The sequence below is a fragment of the Pseudomonas sp. EL_65y_Pfl1_R83 genome (genome assembly GCF_963970695.1).
In the GTDB taxonomy this organism is placed as follows: Bacteria; Pseudomonadota; Gammaproteobacteria; order Pseudomonadales; family Pseudomonadaceae; genus Aquipseudomonas; species Aquipseudomonas tritici.
In genome coordinates this window covers 216,581-235,016 of record NZ_CAXAQI010000008.1, presented here as the reverse complement: position 1 = coordinate 235,016, position 18,436 = coordinate 216,581, and the positions used below count along the sequence as shown (strand labels likewise).

16 protein-coding genes and 3 pseudogenes are annotated in these 18,436 nt (G+C 60.4%); 9 read left to right on the top strand and 10 right to left on the bottom strand.

Going from position 1 to position 18,436, the window contains the following annotated elements:
* A pseudogene (locus AACY08_RS14465) lies at positions 1 to 1,203 on the bottom strand (type IV secretion protein Rhs); the annotation flags it as partial.
* Between the two features lie 98 nt (positions 1,204 to 1,301).
* Positions 1,302 to 1,535: pseudogene (locus tag AACY08_RS14460) on the bottom strand (hypothetical protein); the annotation flags it as partial.
* Between the two features lie 5 nt (positions 1,536 to 1,540).
* On the opposite strand from AACY08_RS14460, the pseudogene AACY08_RS14455 reads away from it, so the two are divergent.
* The 4 genes and pseudogenes from AACY08_RS14455 to AACY08_RS14440 all read left to right on the top strand — a co-directional run.
* Positions 1,541 to 1,927: pseudogene (locus AACY08_RS14455) on the top strand (LysR substrate-binding domain-containing protein); the annotation flags it as partial.
* Positions 1,928 to 2,019: 92 nt separating this feature from the next.
* On the top strand, positions 2,020 to 2,538 hold the full coding sequence (locus AACY08_RS14450) for a sigma-70 family RNA polymerase sigma factor (protein WP_339470044.1): 519 nt from the start codon (positions 2,020 to 2,022) through the stop codon (positions 2,536 to 2,538).
* Positions 2,535 to 3,443 carry a FecR domain-containing protein gene (locus AACY08_RS14445; RefSeq protein ID WP_339470042.1) on the top strand — a complete coding sequence of 303 codons (909 nt, stop codon included), beginning with the start codon at positions 2,535 to 2,537 and terminating at the stop codon, positions 3,441 to 3,443. The genes AACY08_RS14450 and AACY08_RS14445 overlap by 4 nt, the downstream gene beginning before the upstream one ends.
* A 285-nt stretch (positions 3,444 to 3,728) precedes the next feature.
* The gene (locus AACY08_RS14440) at positions 3,729 to 3,944 is read left to right on the top strand and encodes a TOBE domain-containing protein (RefSeq protein WP_339418922.1); all 216 of its coding nucleotides are present in this window, start codon (positions 3,729 to 3,731) and stop codon (positions 3,942 to 3,944) included.
* A 98-nt stretch (positions 3,945 to 4,042) separates the two neighbouring features.
* On the opposite strand, the gene AACY08_RS14435 is transcribed toward AACY08_RS14440, so the two are convergent.
* Positions 4,043 to 5,194 carry a MalY/PatB family protein gene (locus AACY08_RS14435; protein WP_339470041.1) on the bottom strand — a complete coding sequence of 384 codons (1,152 nt, stop codon included), beginning with the start codon at positions 5,192 to 5,194 and terminating at the stop codon, positions 4,043 to 4,045.
* Between the two features lie 375 nt (positions 5,195 to 5,569).
* Here AACY08_RS14435 and ggt point away from each other — a divergent pair, with 375 nt between their 5' ends.
* Complete coding sequence (gene ggt / locus AACY08_RS14430) at positions 5,570 to 7,294, top strand: gamma-glutamyltransferase (protein ID WP_339470039.1); 1,725 nt, start codon at positions 5,570 to 5,572, stop codon at positions 7,292 to 7,294.
* A gap of 30 nt (positions 7,295 to 7,324) precedes the next feature.
* On the opposite strand, the gene AACY08_RS14425 is transcribed toward ggt, so the two are convergent.
* From AACY08_RS14425 to AACY08_RS14415, 3 genes are all read right to left on the bottom strand, one after another.
* On the bottom strand, positions 7,325 to 7,846 hold the full coding sequence (locus AACY08_RS14425; RefSeq protein ID WP_339470049.1) for an AAA family ATPase: 522 nt from the start codon (positions 7,844 to 7,846) through the stop codon (positions 7,325 to 7,327).
* Positions 7,843 to 8,406, bottom strand: coding sequence for a nicotinamide riboside transporter PnuC (gene pnuC / locus AACY08_RS14420; protein WP_339418932.1), 564 nt, complete (start codon positions 8,404 to 8,406; stop codon positions 7,843 to 7,845). The genes AACY08_RS14425 and pnuC overlap by 4 nt, the downstream gene beginning before the upstream one ends.
* A 101-nt stretch (positions 8,407 to 8,507) precedes the next feature.
* Entirely contained in the window at positions 8,508 to 10,142 is a 1,635-nt protein-coding gene (locus AACY08_RS14415; protein WP_339470038.1) for a methyl-accepting chemotaxis protein, read from the bottom strand.
* Positions 10,143 to 10,362: 220 nt separating this feature from the next.
* Here AACY08_RS14415 and AACY08_RS14410 point away from each other — a divergent pair, with 220 nt between their 5' ends.
* On the top strand, positions 10,363 to 11,193 hold the full coding sequence (locus tag AACY08_RS14410; protein WP_339470036.1) for an undecaprenyl-diphosphate phosphatase: 831 nt from the start codon (positions 10,363 to 10,365) through the stop codon (positions 11,191 to 11,193).
* A complete protein-coding gene (locus AACY08_RS14405) occupies positions 11,190 to 11,573 on the top strand; it encodes a DUF1294 domain-containing protein (RefSeq protein ID WP_065909282.1) in 384 nt (127 codons plus the stop codon). Before AACY08_RS14410 ends, AACY08_RS14405 begins: the two co-directional genes overlap by 4 nt.
* A gap of 514 nt (positions 11,574 to 12,087) precedes the next feature.
* On the opposite strand, the gene AACY08_RS14400 is transcribed toward AACY08_RS14405, so the two are convergent.
* Both AACY08_RS14400 and AACY08_RS14395 read right to left on the bottom strand, forming a co-directional pair.
* Complete coding sequence (locus tag AACY08_RS14400) at positions 12,088 to 12,444, bottom strand: MmcQ/YjbR family DNA-binding protein (protein WP_339470035.1); 357 nt, start codon at positions 12,442 to 12,444, stop codon at positions 12,088 to 12,090.
* Positions 12,441 to 13,349: a LysR substrate-binding domain-containing protein gene (locus AACY08_RS14395; protein ID WP_339470033.1), complete on the bottom strand. Its 909-nt coding sequence runs from the start codon at positions 13,347 to 13,349 to the stop codon at positions 12,441 to 12,443. The genes AACY08_RS14400 and AACY08_RS14395 overlap by 4 nt, the downstream gene beginning before the upstream one ends.
* Before the next feature lie 124 nt (positions 13,350 to 13,473).
* Between AACY08_RS14395 and AACY08_RS14390 the strand changes: the two genes are divergently transcribed.
* Positions 13,474 to 14,085 (top strand): FMN-dependent NADH-azoreductase, encoded by a 612-nt coding sequence (locus AACY08_RS14390; RefSeq protein WP_339457247.1) that lies wholly within the window; start codon positions 13,474 to 13,476, stop codon positions 14,083 to 14,085.
* A gap of 241 nt (positions 14,086 to 14,326) precedes the next feature.
* Entirely contained in the window at positions 14,327 to 15,364 is a 1,038-nt protein-coding gene (locus AACY08_RS14385) for an alpha/beta hydrolase family protein (protein ID WP_339470031.1), read from the top strand.
* Here AACY08_RS14385 and AACY08_RS14380 read toward each other — a convergent pair.
* Complete coding sequence (locus AACY08_RS14380; RefSeq protein WP_339470029.1) at positions 15,358 to 16,533, bottom strand: MFS transporter; 1,176 nt, start codon at positions 16,531 to 16,533, stop codon at positions 15,358 to 15,360. The two genes, AACY08_RS14385 and AACY08_RS14380, sit on opposite strands and share 7 nt — an antisense overlap.
* Before the next feature lie 224 nt (positions 16,534 to 16,757).
* On the bottom strand, positions 16,758 to 18,344 hold the full coding sequence (locus tag AACY08_RS14375; RefSeq protein ID WP_339418942.1) for an ABC-F family ATPase: 1,587 nt from the start codon (positions 18,342 to 18,344) through the stop codon (positions 16,758 to 16,760).
* Positions 18,345 to 18,436 lie beyond the last annotated feature (92 nt).

Here is an 18,436-nt window from a genome sequence, read left to right as displayed (position 1 = left end):
AGGCTCCAGCCGCACCAACACCGTCCGCTGTTCCAGCTTGTCCCTAACCATCGTCACCGGATTGGAAACCACCTGATCCCCAACCTTCAGCGGCACATCCGGAATCACCCTGATCGGCGTCGCCGGGGCCCCCAGCAGAATCGGTTTAACCGCTTCGATATGCGGCTCCAACCGAGGCCCCACCAGTTGATCCGCCAACATCTCAAGCAACTTGCGCGCTCTACCAGACTTGATTTGACTCAGCACCTGCACACCCAGGCGCACGGCCACACCCATGGCGCCCGCGACCCTCAACAGCAGCAGATTGATCAACACTTCGCCGGTGATTTCCCCCATCACCTCGTTCATCTCTGGTGGCGGCAACATCCGTACCCAGCTGGAGATCGCCGCCAGATAGATGAACAACAGCGGTTCATCACTGAGTACGAGCAAACCCTTGGCAATCGATTCACTGCCCAGTTTCAGCAGCTCATCAAGCTCGGCCTCAGAGACGTATTGAAGCAACTTTTCGCTGTTAGGCTTGATGTCTGCCAGTAGGTCGTACAGATGTGTGATGTTGTGCCACAGGCTGTAAAGCGCCTTGCCCATCCCATGTAGAAATGCCTTCTCCAGCATCCTGCGCTGATCAAGCGGGTTAGCGTCTGTGTAGTCCTTCCACTGGGCTTGGAAGGTGCTTTTCCACTCGTTGCGCAGACGAACGTCCAATGCATCAATCACCGCCTGATAAGACGCATACAGCGCCCTGACGTGATCTTTGGAAACGTTGGGATAGAAGCTGACCCGGTACTGCTGGTTGCGATCACACTCGTTGATTTCGAGAATGCCGCTTGGGCCAATCGTTTTGTGGAGCGGTTCGCCCAGTGGGCCGCCGTTGGGATCGACGCGTTGCAGCATCACCGGCGTGTTGCCGATGGGCACGAATTGCGTGCTTTGAAACATGTGCACCAGGGTTAACGTGCCGTTGGCCTGGCAGGTGGCGGTGGTGGTACTGGGATAAAGAGAACGGTTGATCGGCGCGACCAACGCCACCTCATCCCCAACCTTGAACACCTGCTCGATATCCAGCGCGGAAAAGCTCCAGACGCTCGACGCCCAGTCATCAAACGTGTTCAGGCATTCACGGAAATCGCGAAAGACGGCCTCGACATCGACCGTCTTCACATCCATTGGCGTCAGGGCCAGCCTGCCAATGGCCGGGTTCAAGAAACAGCTCCAACAACAGACAAGTCCATCTGCAATCCCTCGCACTGTGTATTCAGGCGAGGGACTTTGCGGACCTTTTCAGGGGAGGGGAGTAGAGCTTATCCGGCAGTTATGTGGGAAGTTTCGACAGTTTTCGTCTTCTCTCGCCCCAGCACCAAACTGCACAGCGCGGGCAAAAACAACAGCGTCAACACCATCCCCACCAACACTCCGCCGATCAGCCCAAAGGCCAGGGATGACCAGAACACCGACAACGTCAGCGGAATAAACGCCAACGCCGCCGCCAGTGCGGTCAGGATCACCGGCCTGGCGCGGCGCACCGTCGGTGCGACCTGCTGCGGGCCATCCCCTGGCCCAGCGCGAACACGTGCCCTTGGAGGAATTGGTGCGCGACTGGCCGTGGATCCTGCAACCGCAAACCAGCCCGGCGCGTATCGGCTTCGACCAGGCGCTGCAGGACCTGGCGCTGCCGAGCCCAGCGGACATCATCGAATGCAGCTCGGTGTACTCCATGCAGCAGTTGATCCAGCTGACCGACGCGGTGATGGTGCTGTCAGAAAGCGCGCTGCGTGATTACCTGAAGATGGGTTTGGTGGTGGCGTTGCCGGTAGCCCTGGAGGTGCGGCTGGCGCCGTTTGGCATGTTATTGCGCAAAGGCGAGGGGGTGAGCCGGGAATTGGGGTGGTTTATCGACTTGCTGCGGCAGAAGGCCGCCATGCTTTAAACGCATTGTTGAAAAGGCCATGGTGTGTCAGTGCGATATTAAATAGAATGAATCTCATTTGAGACTCACTCGCGCCGCGCAGGTCGCTAGCCATGAATGATGCTGTTGTACCGACCCACGCCCCCGAACTGACCTTGTCGAGCCTGTACCGTGACCACCGCAGTTGGCTCGAAAGCTGGCTGCGCCGGCGCCTGGGCAATACCTGGGATGCCGCGGACCTGAGCCAGGATACGTTTTTGCGGGTGCTCGCCAGCGCCCAGCCGATTGCGCAGATGCAGGAGCCGCGGGCGTACCTGGTGACCGTTGGCAAGCGCCTGCTGGTGAATTTTCATCAGCGGCGCAGCCTTGAACTGGCTTATCTGACTGCCTTGGCGAACCTGCCGGAAGAATGCGTGCCGTCCCCCGAGCAGCGCTGGTTGGTGTTGGAGACGCTGCAAGCCTTGGATGAATTGCTCGACGGCTTGCCGGTGCTGGTCCGCCGCGCCTTCCTCTGGAGCCAACTGGAAGGCCTGGGCTACCGCGAGATCGCCGAGCGTCTCGACGTGTCCGAGCGCACGGTAAAACGCTACATGGCCCAAGCCTACGAGCACTGCCTGCTGGTGGACCTGTGAGTCGCGACGTCGCCCGCGCCGCCGCCCAGTGGTTAGCACTGCTCGAATCCGGCGCGGCCACCGAGCGTGATCACGCCGCGTTGCAGCATTGGCGTGAAAGCCATCCTCAACACGAACAGACCTGGCAGAAAGCCCAAACCCTGCGCCAGCGTTTCAGCGACTTGCCCCAGGCCCTGGCGATGGCCAGCCTTGACCGCCCGCAACCGGGGCGGCGCGCTGTGCTCAAGCGTGCCTTGGGGGTCGCGGTATTGGTGCCGACTGCCTGGCTGGTCAGCCGTCAATTGCCCATCGAGGCATGGCGCGCCGACCTGCATACCGCCACCGGTGAGCGCAAACGCCTGCCATTGGCCGACGGCGTCAGCTTGCAACTCAATACCGCGACGGCAGTGGACATGGACCTGGCGCAGCGCCGCATCACCTTGGTGGACGGTGAGTTGGCGCTGAATGTACCTGGCGCGGCGGCGATGACCGTGCACACCCGATACGGCGAGGTGAGGGTCAGTCAGGCCGAAGTGTGTGTGCGGCAACTGGCCGCTGGCTGTCGGGTGTCGGTGCTCAAGGGCTTGGTTCACGTGCGCGACCTGAACGGGCAAGTGACGACCTTGCAGGCGGGCCAGCAAGCCCCCCTGAACGCCAGCGGGCTGGCCGCCTGGGCGCCGTTTGATGTGTCGCAGTTGGGCTGGCGCGAGGGGGTGTTGACGGCGCAGAACCAGCCGTTGGGGGATTTTCTGCGGGAGCTGGAGCGCTATCGCCCAGGGGTGTTGCGCTGGGATTCACGCCTGGAGCGTATGCGGGTAACAGGCAGTTTTCGCTTGGACGACACCGACCGAATCCTCAACCTGTTGGCCTCAACGCTGGGGTTCGAGGTGCAGGCGCGGACGCGGTATTGGGTCACACTGAGTTAAGTGTGGGAGCCGTTTCAATTCAAATCACATGGGCGCGTTGCAGCTCGCTCAAGCACAGCAGCCTTCAGCTGCGCCAGCACCGGACCACGCCGATTCGCTGGCGCTCGGCAGCTGCTACGGAGGTTGGCAAATTCTTGAAGCGCTGTTGGCAGGGCAACAGTTCACATATGCCTTAATGATATAAATAAATAGTTATATATTCTTTTTAATGTGGTCGGCGATAGCGCATTTTGAGGGCTTGCGCATACGTGCGGATTGACCCAACAGCCAAAAAGGAAAGCCGACATGACTATCAAAGCGATCAACGTGCGCAACCAGTTCAAGGGCGTGATCAAGGACATTCTGCTGGGGGACGTGGTGTCGGAAATCGACGTGCAAACGGCGTCCGGTATCGTCACTTCGGTGATCACTACCCGTTCGGTACGTGATCTGGAATTGAAAGTGGGCAGTGAAGTGATTGCCTTTGTGAAGTCCACCGAAGTGTCCATCGCCAAGCTGTGACGATCCCGTGTCGACGCCGGCTGGCGGGGGGCCTGAGATCAAGATCAAAAGCAGAGCAGAGCAAAAGCTGAGCCCATTACGGCTCAGCTTAGGGTGAGTCAAGCCTGGCGTTGGCGCAGTGCCCGTTCCATACGTTGCAAACCCTCTTCCAGCATCGACCGTGGGCAGCCGAAGTTCAGGCGCACGAATTGCTGGCTGTCGTCACCGAACTCGATCCCCGCGCTCAAGCCCACCTTGGCCTGCTCCAGGAAGAACTGTTGCGGGTCATCCAAGCCAAGCGCGCTGCAATCCAGCCAGGCCAAGTAGGTGCCTTGCGGTGCATGCATCACCACACCGGGCAGGCGGGTTTGCACGGCCTTGAGCAGGTAGTCACGGTTGGCTTGCAGGTACTGCACCAGCGCGTCGAGCCAGTCGCCGCATTGGCTGTAGGCCGCACGAGTGGCTTCCAGCCCGAGGGGGCTGACGCTGTCGACCATGCCGCAACGGGCCGCGTTGAAGCGCTCGCGGATTTCGGCGTTCTGGACCACCGCAAAGCAGGTCTTCAAACCCGCCACGTTATAGGCCTTGCTGGCCGACATCAGGGTGATGGTGCGCTGGGCGATCTCATCGCTGAGGCTGGCGGTGGGGATATGGCGGCGGCCGTCAAAGCACAGCTCGGCGTGGATTTCATCGGAGATGATCAGCGCGCCGTTTGCCAGGCAGGCGCTGGCCACGGCGAGCAGTTCTTCGCGCGGGAAGACTTTGCCAATGGGGTTGTGCGGGTTGCTCAGCAGCAGTGCACCCGCGCCGGCCAGCGCATCGTGCAAGGCTGGCAGTGGCGTGAAGTATTCACCGTCGATCAGCTCGAAGGGGACTTCGATGCGCGGCAGGTTCCAGTGTCCTGGGGCCAGGCGGATTGGCCGATAGTTCGGGGTTTGCAGCACCACCGGCTGGCCCGGCTGGACAAACGCGTGCAGCGCCATGTTGAAACCCGGTTCGACGCCGGGCAGGAACAGCAGCTCATCCGGTTGTACGCGCCAAGCGTATTTGGCCCACAGGTCGGCGACGATCGCCTCGCGCACATCCGGGCCGGCGACGCTGTAGCCGAGGACCTGCTGGTCGAGGCGTGCATGCAGCGCCTGCAGCACGGCGGGGGGCGCGGCGATGTCCATGTCGGCGATCCACATCGGCAAAACGTCCTGCGGGTAGCGGCTCCACTTGGTGCTGCCGGTGCCGAGGCGGGGGTGGATCGTGTCGAAATCAAAGCTCATGGGGGGGCTCGTATCAGGGAGTCAGGCGCAAGAATGGCGCTGATTCTAGCGCCATTATTTTTATAGGCCAGAGCTGATTGCCACCGACAGTCGCTGATGAGCCTGCTCCAGCGCGCGGTTGACCGCTTCTGCGCCGCGCACCATGGCCGGTAGATACACGAAATCGACTGACTGAGCGGCTCAGCAAGCGAAAGACTTGGCGCTGGTTCTGCGCAGCATTCTCGCCGAACGTACCGGCCTGAGCGAGCGATAGAACATGGGCTTTTTCAAGCCCGTTCTGTGACCGACAGGTTCTGTAATAAAAACGCCATTGCGCTGGGGATTAAATCCGCAACGGGCTATTTTGGTGCATCTCAATAACCAGAGTAGCCATGGATGAAATACCAACCCTTCAGCCGTACCTTGATTGCCACCGCCCTGGTGTTGACGGTCAGTGGTGTGCAAGCCGCCTCCCAGGCCCCGGTGGCCGGTGAAAATGGCATGGTGGTCACGGCCCAGCATTTGGCAACACATGTGGGCGTGGATGTGCTCAAGGCCGGCGGCAACGCGGTCGATGCGGCCGTCGCCGTGGGCTATGCGCTGGCCGTGGTATACCCGGCGGCGGGTAACCTGGGCGGTGGCGGTTTCATGACCGTGCAACTGGCTGACGGGCGCAAGACCTTCCTCGATTTTCGCGAAAAAGCGCCGCTGGCGGCCACCGCCAATATGTACCTGGACAAAGACGGCAACGTCGTCGAAGGCCTCAGCGCCAAGGGCCATCTGGCTGTGGGCGTACCTGGCACTGTCTCGGGCATGGAGCTGGCCCTGAGCAAATACGGCACCCTCAAGCGTGCCCAGGTCATCGCCCCGGCGATCAAACTGGCGGAAAACGGCTTCGCCCTGGAGCAGGGTGATATCGACCTGCTGCATACCGCTACCGGCGAGTTTGAAAAAGACAAGGACATGCGCGCAATCTTCCTGCATAACGGCCAACCGCTGCAGGTGGGTCAGAAACTGGTGCAGAAAGACCTGGCCAAGACCCTCAAGGAAATCTCGGCCAAGGGCAGTGACGGTTTCTATAAAGGTTGGGTTGCCAAGGCCCTGGTGGACTCCAGCCAGGCTGGCAAAGGCATCATCACCCAGGCAGACCTCGACAACTACAAAACCCGCGAGCTGGCGCCCATCGAGTGCGACTACCGTGGCTACCACGTCGTTTCGGCACCGCCGCCGAGCTCCGGTGGCGTGGTGATCTGCCAGATCATGAACATCCTCGAAGGCTTCCCGATGGCCGACCTGGGCTATCACTCGGCCCAAGGCCTGCATTACCAGATCGAGGCCATGCGCCACGCCTATGTGGACCGTAACAGCTACCTCGGTGATCCGGACTTCGTAAAGAACCCGATCGAGCACCTGCTGGACAAAAACTACGCGACGAAACTGCGTGACGCGATCGATCCGCAAAAGGCCGGTGATTCCCAGGCGATCAAGCCGGGTGTATCGCCCCATGAAGGCAATAACACCACCCACTACTCCATCGTCGACAAGTGGGGCAACGCGGTGTCGGTTACCTACACCCTCAACGACTGGTTCGGTGCAGGCGTAATGGCGAGCAAGACCGGGGTGATCCTCAACGATGAAATGGACGACTTCACCGTCAAGGTCGGTGTGCCGAACATGTACGGGCTGGTCCAGGGTGAAGCCAACGCCATTGCACCGGGCAAGGCCCCGCTGTCGTCGATGAGCCCGACCATCGTGACCAAGGATGGCAAGACGGTGATGGTAGTGGGTACGCCAGGTGGCAGCCGCATCATCACAGCGACCTTGCTGACGATCCTGAATGTGATCGACTACAAGATGAATATCCAGGAAGCCGTGGACGCACCGCGTTTCCACCAGCAGTGGATGCCTGAGATGACTAACCTGGAGACCTTCGCGGTCAGCCCGGACACCCAGAAGATCCTTGAAAGCTGGGGCCACACGTTTGCAGGCCCGCAGGACGCCAACCACTTGGCGGCGATCCTCGTGGGTGCTCCATCCCTGGGTGGCAAACCGGTGGGGAATAACCGCTTCTATGGCGCGAATGACCCGCGTCGCAACACCGGGCTTTCCTTGGGCTACTAACCACGCCTGCAGTGAGCGGGCTTGCCTCGCTCACAGCAATAATTCTTCTACGGCCTTGAAGGCCGCGACTCGGCGCTCCTCCCAATTCCCTCTGATCACTACGACTGCCTGCTGATGCTGCTGCATCCACGCCAGGCTATCCTCGAAAAACGCCTGCCGATCCGCCAGTTCCGGTTGGCAGCGTTGGCCGTCGGCGGTCCACTCCACATCATCCGGCGAGAGCAGCAGGTGCAGGTCGTAGTGCCGCGCCAGCAGTTCGCTGTCCAGCCACGCTGGGTAGTCGCCGAACAGGGTCTGGCTCCAGAGTCTGTTGGTCAGCAAATGCGTGTCGAGGATCAGCCACTCAGGCTGTTCGGCGCGGGCAGCGTCCTCCCAGGCCAGTTGGCCGCGGGCAATGGCCGGGATATCGGCCAAGGTGGTATCACGTCGATGATGGTCGATGAAATGGCGCACATATTCACCGACCATCAGCCCGCCGAAGTGCGCTTGCAGTTCAGCCGCCAGCCAGCTCTTGCCGCTGGATTCGGGACCCGCCAATACCACCACTTTCATGCGTGCAACGCCGGGTCGGCGCGCCATTCACGCCAGCCTTGCACGGCGATCACAGTGAACAGCGCGTACAGCGCGGCGGTCAGGTACAGGCCTTTGTAGAGGAAGAGCCCGACGAAGATCACGTCCACCACAATCCACAACGCCCAGCACTGCACACGCTTCTGCGCCATCCACATTTGCGCCACGAGGCTGAAACCGGTGAGCGCGGCGTCGAGCCAGGGTTGGGCGGCGTCGGTCCAGTGGGCCATGGCGGCGCCGAGCAGCAGGCTGCCGACTGCGCCCACCGTGAGGCTGGCCATGATTGCCAGCCCACCAAGGCGGGTGACCTGGCGCCCTTGCTTGATCTGGCCGGCGCGGGTCCACTGCCACCACCCGTAGACTTGCAGGGCGGCGTAAACCACCTGCAGCAGCATGTCGGAATAGAGTTTCACATCGTAGAACACCCAGGTGTAAAGCAGCACCATGACCAGCCCGATCGGCCAGCACCAAGGGTTTTGCTTGACCGTCAGCCACACAGCGATCACCCCCAGGGCAGCGGCGAACAGTTCAAGCCCGGACATGGTGGTTCCTTGGGAGAGTGGGAGAGGGCTGGGATTGTAACGAAAGAAGATTGACGTAGGAATTGGCTTGTAGTGAGCGGGCAAGCCCGCTCACTACGGGACTAGACTTTGAACTGGCGCAAGAGTCCGTCGAGCTGATCGCTCAGGCTGCGCAAGTGCACACTTGCTACGCTCGACTGTTCCGCCGCCAACGCCGTGCTGTGGGACAAACCGGCGGCCTGGGTGACGTTCTGGTTGATGTCTTCCACCACATGCGCCTGCTGCAGCGTGGCACTGGCAATCGACGCATTCAGGCCGTTGAGGTTGCGCAGGGCCTGGCCGATGGCGGTCAGGCTGGCGCCGGCCTGGCCGGCTTGCTCGATGGTCATTTGCGACGCGCTGTGGCTGTCGCTGATCACGTTGACCGCCGCTTCCGAGTGGCCTTGCAGGCGCTCGATCATGCCCTGGATCTCCGCCGTGGATTTTTGCGTGCGCTGAGCCAGCAGGCGTACTTCGTCGGCCACCACCGCAAAGCCGCGGCCTTGTTCGCCAGCGCGTGCCGCTTCAATCGCCGCGTTCAAGGCCAGCAGATTGGTCTGGTCGGCGATGGAACGGATGACCTCGAGCACGCTGCCGATCTGGGTACTTTCAGCGGACAGGGTACGAATCACTTCCACGGCCTGGCTGATGGTGTTGGAGAGTTGGTCGATCTGTTGCAGGCTGCCGTCGATATTGACCTGGCCTTGCTGCGCCTGGGCCTGTGCATCGCGCATTTCGCTGGCGGCGTGTTCAGCGTTCTTGGCCACGTCCTGCACGCCGTAGGTGACTTCATTGATGGCGGTGGCCACCAGTTCCATCTGCTGGGACTGTTGCTGGCTGCGGTCATGGGCCTGGGTCGCATTGTTGCCCAGGTCCTGTGAGGACTGGCCCAGCGCGTTGGCGCATACCTGCAACTGGCTCACCACCTCGCGCAACTTGGCGGTGAAGGTGTTGAAGTGATGGGCCAATTCGGTGACTTCGTCCCGGCCGTGGGTGTCGAGGGTGCGGGTGAGGTCGCTTTCGCCGCTGGCAATGTTGCCCATGGCGTTCACCGCGTCCTGCAACGGCCGCACGATGCTGCGGGCGATCAGTGAGACCAGCAACGCCATCACCAGCGCAATGCCGAGGCCGATAAACGAGGCTTTCCAGACCTGGGTGCTGAACTCGGCCTGCACATCATCCACGTACACACCGGAACCGATAATCCAGCCCCACGGCTGGAACAGTTGGATGTACGAAGTTTTCGGCACTGGTGCGTCGGCCCCAGGCTTGGGCCAGCGATAGTTGACGATGCCGGCGCCCTTGGCCTTGGCCAGGATCACGAATTCGTTGAACACGGCAAACCCGTCAGGGTCACGAATGGCCGAAAGGTTCTGGCCATCGAGCTTGGGGTTGGCCGGGTGCATGATCATCACCGGCGTCAGGTCGTTGATCCAGAAATAGTCGTCATGGTCGTAGCGCAAGCCACGCACCACGCTCATGGCCTGTTTCTGGGCGGCTTCGCGGGTCATCACGCCAGTCGTCTCAAGGCTGTGATAAAACGTCAGAATCCCGTTGGCGGTCTGGACCACGTGTTGGGTTTGGAGGCGCTTGGCCTGGTACAGATCGTCATGGATCTGCTTGAGCATCAGCAAACCCAGGGCCAACAGCATCAGCACGGCGACTATCAGGATCAGCCAGAGGCGCCGGCTGATCGACATATTGCGCAAACTGTTCATCGTCCTGTCACTCCGGGCTTTTTATAATTGTGGGCGTTGCATCGACTTTTCCGCCTTGTCTGATAGGCTTTCGGCCTGTACTCGGAAAACCTGAGTACTGTCTGATTTTTCACAAGATTTTTGCAGGTTGGGGGTTAAAGTCCAGCATCGTATCTTGTCGTCAGTGAACCATTAAAAAGATCAATGAGGCTTGCCATAGAGCAAGACCTTTGGGGGAAGCATGGATTTTTGGACCGCCATACAGGCATTGATTCTTGGCGTTGTGGAGGGGCTTACCGAGTTCCTGCCAATTTCCAGCACTGGCCACCAGATCATCGTCGCCGACTTGCTCGACTTTACCGGCGACCGTTTCAATGCATTCAACATCATCATTCAGCTGGGCGCCATCCTCGCCGTGGTGTGGGAATTCCGTGGCAAGATTTTCGAAGTGGTCAGCGGCCTGCCGACCCAGCGCAAGGCCCAGCGGTTCACCGTCAACCTTTTGATCGCCTTCTTCCCGGCCGTGGTATTGGGGGTGATTTTCGCCGACCTGATTCATCACTACCTGTTCAACCCGATCACCGTGGCCACGGCGCTGGTGGTGGGCGGCGTCATCATGCTGTGGGCCGAGCGCCGCGAGCACGAAGTGCATGCCGAAACCGTCGATGACATCACCTGGAAAGACGCGCTCAAGGTGGGCCTGGCGCAGTGCCTGGCGATGATTCCGGGCACCTCGCGGTCCGGCTCGACCATTATCGGCGGCCTGTTGTTCGGCCTGTCGCGCAAGACCGCCACCGAGTTCTCGTTCTTCCTGGCGATGCCGACCATGGTGGGTGCGGCGGTGTATTCGGGCTACAAGTACCGTGACCTGTTCCAGCCTGCGGACTTGCCGGTGTTCACCATCGGCTTTGTGACCTCGTTCATCTTCGCGATGATTGCGGTCAAGGGCTTGCTCAAATTCATCGCCAGCCACAGCTATGCAGCGTTTGCCTGGTACCGCATTGCGTTCGGCTTGTTGATCCTGGCGACTTGGCAATTCGGCTGGATCGACTGGGCCGCGGCCAAGGCATGATGATTCAGCACCCACGCTTGAAGGCAGCGCTCTTCGTGCTGCTGTGCGCGGCGCCGCTGTTGGGTTCGGTACTGGTGTGGCAGCGCGGCGAGACCGTGATCCCGCTGGCGGCCTATGGCGTGGTCAGCGTGATCGCGTTTTTCCTGTATTGGAGCGACAAGCGCAAGGCGCGCACCGACAGTTGGCGCACGCCGGAAAATATCCTGCATGCCGTGGAGTTGGCGGGCGGTTGGCCGGGGGCGCTGATTGCCCAGCAGGTGTTCCGGCACAAGACGCGCAAAGTGTCTTATCAGGTGTTGTTTTGGGTGATTGTGTTGTTGCATCAGGTGTTTTGGCTTGACCAGATGTTTCTCGGCGGCACGTTGGTTTCAGTGCTGTAGGTTTGGGTATCTACAGCGCTTTTGGGGCTGCGCCAGACCTGTGGCGAGGGAGCTTGCTCCCGCGGCGGCTGGGCATGCGGCGACTTTTATCTGGCGAGAAACGGTTCAAATGTGGGAGTTGGCTTGCCTGCGATGGCTATGTGTCGGGCGACTAGGATCGAGTGTATATCCGTTATTTAGATAACGGCCACTTAGGGTTTCGCTCTTACAGCGACTCACTTTTGGAAAGGCCCAAAAGTAAGCAAAAGGCCTTCGCCCCACCACTCGGTGTCTCGCCTAGGCTCGACATGCCCTCACTCCGGCTTGAATCCGTGGGCCGCCGCGATGGGCCATCCTTGGCCCAGCGCGGCTAACCCGGCGTCCTGCCGGGTTACCCACGGATTCAAGCCTGCGTTCGGCCAGCGTGGTTGACGGGGCGCCTGAGATCAAGATCAAGATCAAGATCAAAAGCTGAGCAGAGCAAATCAAAAGCAGAGCAACCGATAGTCACTTAGATAACTAGGGTGCTTTTGCGTCAATCACCCAGCAACAGCCCGACCTGCGTGCGTTTGGGCAACTTGCTGACCACCAACTGGTGTGAACGCTGCAACAAGCCACGCAGTTCATCAGCCCCAAGCGGGTAGGGCGTGTTCATGATGATCCACTGCGCGCGGGCCAGATACGGCGCAGGGTGGATGCCTGGGCGGTCCACATGACCGAGGAACAGTTCCTTATCGACCTTGAACGCCAGCGACTCACCGCGCAGGTTCTGCAAGGCAAACATCTTGTTGCCGGCAATCGAGAACACACGCACACCGCCCCATTTATAGTCCTCCCGCGCACCGGGCAGGCTCAGGCAGAAGCTGGCGACGTGTTCTTCGCTCATCTTCATAGCAAGCGGTCTCCACAGCCTTTGAAGCCTTCTTCCAGGTAGTCGATCCAGGCCCGTATCGCCGGCAGCACGCCGCGCCGATGCGGGTAAACCGCTTGCAGCCAGCCGCCCGGCAATGACCATTGAGGCAACAATTGCACCAATCGGCCGTTGGCCAACTCTTCTTCGCAATACATCATCGGTAACACGGTAAAACCCACGGCCATGATGGCGCTGGCTTTACGCACAATGAAATCTTCGATGCCCAGGCGGGCTTCCATCACCAGTTCGTGAGGGGTGCCCTGTGGGTCGAGGATACGTTGATGCACCATGCGGTCTGCCTCCAATGCACCTAGGATGGGCAGTTGCCTGAGGTCGTCGAGGCTGTTGACTCGACGCTCGCGCACGAGTTCGGGGCTGGCGACCAGCACGGTCTGGGCCTGGCGCAGGCGTTTGGTCACCAGTAGCGGGTCTTCATCACCGAGTTCACGCACGCGCAACGCCACGTCGATACCTTCAGCCACCAGGTCGACACGGCGATTGACCAGGGTCATTTCCAACTGCACCTGGGGGTGGGCAGCGAGAAAGCCCGCGACCAGCTCCGGCAGAATGTGCTGCGCCATGCCCACCGGGCAACTGACCCGCAGCCGACCACGGGGTTCGCTGGACATCCTGGCCACGGCCTCATCGGCCATTTCCGCTTCCAGCAGCATGGCCTGGCAGTGGCGCAGGTAGCGCTCGCCGACGGCGGTGAGGGTCAATTGGCGGGTGGTGCGTTGCAGCAGGCGCGCGCCCAGGCGTTCTTCCAGCTCAGCGATGCGCCGCGACAGCCGCGACTTGGGAACCCCCAGCAATCGCCCGGCCGCCGCGAAGCCACCGGCTTCCACGACTTTGGCGAAATAGTAGAGGTCGTTGAGGTCTTGCATGGTCAGCCTATTGTCCTGTGAGTGGGACGAACTATCGCATTTAAGCCGTCTTATCGGCTATTGGTTTCATGTGTAGCATCACCACCATCTGATCGCCCTTGACGATCCTAACCGGAGATCTCACATGAAACTTTTGCATATCGATTCCAGCATTCTCGGCGACAACTCGGCATCCCGTCAGCTCAGCGCGGGTGTGGTCAAGGCCTGGCAAGCGGCGGAGCCGGGTGTGGAAGTGACTTACCGCGACCTGGCCAGCGAAGCTATCAACCACTTCTCCGGCGCGACCCTGGGCGCCCTGGGCACTGCCGCTGAACAGCGAGATGCCGCGCAAAAGCACGAGGCCGACCTGAGCGCATCGTCGCTGGCTGAATTCCTCGCCGCCGATGCCTTGGTGATTGGTGCGCCGATGTACAACTTCACCATCCCGACTCAACTGAAAGCCTGGATCGACCGCATCGCCGTCGCCGGCCAGACTTTCCGCTACACCGAAGCCGGCCCGGAAGGCCTGTGCGGCAATAAGAAAGTCATCATCGTGTCCACGTCCGGTGGCTTGCACGCCGGGCAGGCGTCTGGCGCTGCACATGAAGGCTATCTGAAACTGCTGTTTGGTTTCCTAGGTATCACTGACATTGAAATCGTACGGGCCGAAGGCTTGGCCTACGGCGATGACGCGCGTAGCAAATCTTTGAGCGACGCCAACGTACGCATCAACGAACAGTTGTTCGCCGCCGCGTAAAGCTTATGTAAAACAGCGCCTTTCCCCGTTTCAATCTGAAGCGGCACGTCTAAACTCTGTATTCTGATCGCCTCAAAACGACCGGACTACGGAGTTTTTTCGTTTACCCGCTGTCATTACTCTGGCCCAGGTTATGCACGCATGGGTTTATCACCCGGTGCGAGCGCCTTAAACCATGGATTTTTCAACCAGATATGCCGCGGATGTTGAACGTGGGCACACAGCAAAGGTGGCCATCCCCATGATGCGTCTTTGTGCTGTTATGGTTCTTTCCCTGCTCGGCAGCCTGGTTTCAGTGCACGCCGCCCCTGCGCCGCACCCCCATTGGAGTGTGGGTTTCCACCGCATGACTTTTCTCGACCCGCTGGACTTGCAGCCGATGAAAGCCATCGCGTTCTACCCGTCCACCGACGCTGAACACACCACGCCGTTGGGCGCCTATCACGTCGCGGCCTCCGAAGATTCCAAGATTGCCATTGGCCGATTTCCGATGTTGATGCTGTCCCACGGCAACACCGGCACACCTCTGGCCCTGCACGACCTGGCCACGTCGCTGGCGCGTAAAGGTTTTGTGGTGGTGGCGGTGCTGCATCCTGGCGACAACTACAAAGACCACAGTCGACTGGGCACGGTGAGCAACCTGTATGGCCGGCCGATTCAGATTTCTGAAGCGATCACTGCCACCCTGGGCGATCCGATGCTGTCGCCATTCGTTGACGTCGATCAGGTGGGCGTTATCGGTTACTCGGCCGGGGGTGAAACCGCGTTGATCCTGGCGGGTGCCAAGCCGGATTTCGACCGCCTGCGCCGTTACTGCCAGGAGCGCCCGGAGGATCGCGATGCTTGGACCACCAAAGGCGAATTGGTGGTGGACCGCGATGACCTGCAACCGCAATCCGACCTGCGCATTCACGCCTTGATGCTGATGGCGCCGTTGAGCCTGATGTTCGGCCGCGACACCCTGGCCGACGTGCATGTGCCGGTGCTGCTCTACAGTGGCGATGGCGACAAGTTGGTGGCCGTGGACAAGAACGCTGCCGCCCTGGCGCGCAAGCTGCCAGAGCCGCCCGACTTCAAGCTGCTGGCCGGGGCAGGGCACTTCGTGTTCATGGCGCCGTGTGACAGCGACCAATTGGCGGCGATGCCGGCGATTTGCACGGATGCTGACGGGGTCGACCGTGAAGGCATTCACCGTGACTTGATCTCTGAGGCGGGGCGTTTTTTCAGCCACACTCTCGGTCAATCCACCCGCGCCGGTATGCAAACGGCTGATCAGTAAGCGCGGCGCATGAGCAACAGGGTCACGCCCAGGGCGGTGACCGACAGCAGCGCGGCGCAGAAGAAGATCCAGCCGTAGCCGAGGTTCAAGGCCACGGCGCCCATCAACGGCCCGGCGATCGCGAGGGCCAAGTCAAAAAACACCGCATACGCACTCAGCCCCGCGCCACGGCTGCTGTTGGGCACCTGTTTGATGGCTTCCACCCCCAGCGCCGGGTACACCAGTGACAAGCCAAAGCCGGTCAACCCGGCCCCAACCAACGCCACCACGGTGGATGGCGCCAGCCAGAGCAGCGTAAGGCCGAGGGTTTCGATGGTCATGCAGGCAATCGCTGCCCGAAAGCCACCAAAACGGCTGATGGCGGCAATAAACACCAGCCGTGACAGGATGAAGCACGCGCCAAATACCGTGAGGCAGTAAGCCGCGCCGACCCAACCTCGATTGAGGTAGTACAAGGTGATAAAGGTGGTGAGGGTGCCATAGCCAATCGATGCCAGGCACAGGCTGGCGCCAAACGGCGCGATACGCCCGAACACCGCCCAAAATGGCAGACGCTCGCCACGCACAACCGGCACCGACGGTTTGTTGCGGATCAGCACCAGGCCCAGTGCCGCCAACACTGACAGCGCAATGCCGAGGCTGGTGTAGCCGTATTCGGCCACCATCACGACACCCAGCGGTGCACCAATGGCAATGGCACCGTAGGACGCGATCCCATTCCACGAAATCGACCGCGCGGTGTGTTCGGCACCGACCTGGCCCATGCACCAACTGATGGTGCCCACGCCGATCAACCCTTGGGCCACGCCCAACAACAGACGTGCAACGATCAGAATACCAAGGCTCAGCGACGGCAGGCTTTGCGCCAGCGTCGCGAAAAACGTCAGCACGCCACTCACAAGAATCCCGGCCAGCCCCAACACAATTGCACGCTTGGTGCCGACGTTATCCGACATGCGCCCGGCCATGGGGCGGCTGAGCAGGGTGGCGAGATATTGCGAGCCGATCGTGATGCCGGCCACTACAGCGCTGAACCCAAGTTGCTCGTGTACATAGCCAGGTATGACCGCAATCGGCAGGCCGATGCAGATAAAGGCGATGAAGGTGTAGAAGACGATGGAGACGATCTGCAGGGTGATCGACAGGGAGTTGGGCGTGGCGGCAGACATGGGCACTCGTTGGCTGGCGGGCGGTAGGCGCATCATGGCAAGGGCCAGGGGCAAAGGAAAGCAGACTAACTACTTAAACAACATCCCTCCCGGAGCGAATAACCTGTGGCGAGGGAGCAAGCTGCCTCGCCACAAACAGCGTGCTCATCTCAAGATGCAAAAAGCCCCGTCACACTGGACGGGGCTCTAACTTGCTGCTTGCAGCCGAAAACTAATCGCTGCTCTTAAAACACCACGCCTTGGCTGCGCAGGTAGTCGTCATAGGTGCCGCTGAAGTCGATCACGCCGGTGGCGCTCAACTCGATGATGCGGGTGGCCAGGGAGGATACGAACTCACGGTCGTGGCTGACGAAGACCAGCGTGCCTGGGTAGTTTTCCAGCGCCAGGTTAAGTGCCTCGATGGATTCCATGTCCAAGTGGTTGGTCGGTTCGTCCATGATCAGCACGTTCGGCTTTTGCAGGATCAGCTTGCCGAACAGCATACGGCCTTGCTCACCACCGGAAATCACCTTCACCGACTTCTGGATCTCGTCGTTGGAGAACAGCATGCGACCCAAGGTGCCACGGATCATTTGCTCGCCTTGAGTCCACTGGCCCATCCAGTCGAACAAGCTCATGTCGTCTTCGAAGTCATGGGCGTGGTCCTGAGCGTAGTAGCCCAGCTCAGCCGCGTCGGTCCACTTGATGCTACCGGCATCCGGCGTCAGTTCGTTGACCAGAGTACGCAGCAGCGTGGTCTTGCCGATACCGTTCGGACCGATGATCGCCACGCGCTCGCCCGCTTCAACCTGGAAGCTGAAGTCCTTGAACAGCGGTTTGCCATCGAAGCCTTTGGCCATACGCTCGACAATGACCGCCTGGCGGTGCAGTTTTTTGTTCTGGTCGAAGCGGATGAACGGGCTCACACGGCTCGAAGGCTTGACCTCGGCCAGCTGGATCTTGTCGATCGCCTTGGCGCGGGAGGTGGCTTGTTTGGCTTTCGAGGCGTTGGCCGAGAAGCGGCTGACGAAGGATTGCAGTTCGGAGATCTGCGCCTTCTTCTTGGCGTTGTCCGACAGCAGTTGTTCGCGGGACTGGGTCGCTACAGTCATGTACTCGTCGTAGTTGCCCGGGAACAGGCGCAACTCGCCGTAGTCCAGGTCAGCCATGTGGGTGCACACGCTGTTCAGGAAGTGACGGTCGTGAGAGATGATGATCATCAGGCTGGAACGCTGGGTCAGGATGTTTTCCAGCCAGCGGATGGTGTTGATGTCCAAGTGGTTGGTCGGTTCGTCGAGCAACAGCACTTCAGGGTCGGAGAACAGCGCCTGGGCCAGCAATACGCGCAGTTTCCAGCCAGGGGACACTTCGCTCATCGGGCCGAAGTGCTGTTCCAGGGGAATGCCCAGGCCCAGCAGCAGCTCACCGGCGCGGGATTCGGCAGTGTAGCCGTCCATCTCGGCGAATTCGGTTTCCAGTTCGGCCACGGCCATGCCGTCTTCTTCGCTCATTTCCGGCAGCGAGTAGATACGATCGCGCTCGGCCTTGACCTTCCACAGTTCCTCGTGGCCCATGATCACGGTGTCGAGCACGGTGAATTCTTCGTAGGCGAACTGGTCCTGGCGCAGTTTACCCAAGCGCACGTTCGGCTCCAGCATGACCTGGCCGCCGGACGGATCGAGGTCGCCACCGAGGATTTTCATGAAGGTCGACTTGCCGCAACCGTTGGCACCGATCAAGCCATAACGGTTGCCTGCGCCGAACTTGACCGAGACGTTCTCGAAGAGCGGCTTGGCGCCGAACTGCATGGTGATGTTAGCTGTGGAGATCAATTACTTTACCTATCAATGGGTTGCGAGCGTGTCGGCAGGAGCCTTCAGGCATGCGTCAACAGCGACATCAAGGCGCGAAACCCGGTCGCTGA

What these genes read in the sequence shown, in the direction of transcription:
- AACY08_RS14440 (WP_339418922.1), top strand. Translation starts at nt 3,729, where the DNA reads ATGACTATCAAAGCGATCAACGTGCGCAACCAGTTCAAGGGCGTGATC.
- AACY08_RS14390 (WP_339457247.1), top strand. Translation starts at nt 13,474, where the DNA reads ATGAAACTTTTGCATATCGATTCCAGCATTCTCGGCGACAACTCGGCA.
- AACY08_RS14425 (WP_339470049.1), bottom strand. Translation starts at nt 7,846, where the DNA reads ATGAAAGTGGTGGTATTGGCGGGTCCCGAATCCAGCGGCAAGAGCTGG.
- AACY08_RS14410 (WP_339470036.1), top strand. Translation starts at nt 10,363, where the DNA reads ATGGATTTTTGGACCGCCATACAGGCATTGATTCTTGGCGTTGTGGAG.
- AACY08_RS14405 (WP_065909282.1), top strand. Translation starts at nt 11,190, where the DNA reads ATGATGATTCAGCACCCACGCTTGAAGGCAGCGCTCTTCGTGCTGCTG.
- AACY08_RS14380 (WP_339470029.1), bottom strand. Translation starts at nt 16,533, where the DNA reads ATGTCTGCCGCCACGCCCAACTCCCTGTCGATCACCCTGCAGATCGTC.
- AACY08_RS14450 (WP_339470044.1), top strand. Translation starts at nt 2,020, where the DNA reads ATGAATGATGCTGTTGTACCGACCCACGCCCCCGAACTGACCTTGTCG.
- AACY08_RS14400 (WP_339470035.1), bottom strand. Translation starts at nt 12,444, where the DNA reads ATGAAGATGAGCGAAGAACACGTCGCCAGCTTCTGCCTGAGCCTGCCC.
- AACY08_RS14435 (WP_339470041.1), bottom strand. Translation starts at nt 5,194, where the DNA reads ATGAGCTTTGATTTCGACACGATCCACCCCCGCCTCGGCACCGGCAGC.
- ggt (WP_339470039.1), top strand. Translation starts at nt 5,570, where the DNA reads ATGAAATACCAACCCTTCAGCCGTACCTTGATTGCCACCGCCCTGGTG.
- pnuC (WP_339418932.1), bottom strand. Translation starts at nt 8,406, where the DNA reads ATGTCCGGGCTTGAACTGTTCGCCGCTGCCCTGGGGGTGATCGCTGTG.
- AACY08_RS14415 (WP_339470038.1), bottom strand. Translation starts at nt 10,142, where the DNA reads ATGAACAGTTTGCGCAATATGTCGATCAGCCGGCGCCTCTGGCTGATC.
- AACY08_RS14395 (WP_339470033.1), bottom strand. Translation starts at nt 13,349, where the DNA reads ATGCAAGACCTCAACGACCTCTACTATTTCGCCAAAGTCGTGGAAGCC.
- AACY08_RS14385 (WP_339470031.1), top strand. Translation starts at nt 14,327, where the DNA reads ATGATGCGTCTTTGTGCTGTTATGGTTCTTTCCCTGCTCGGCAGCCTG.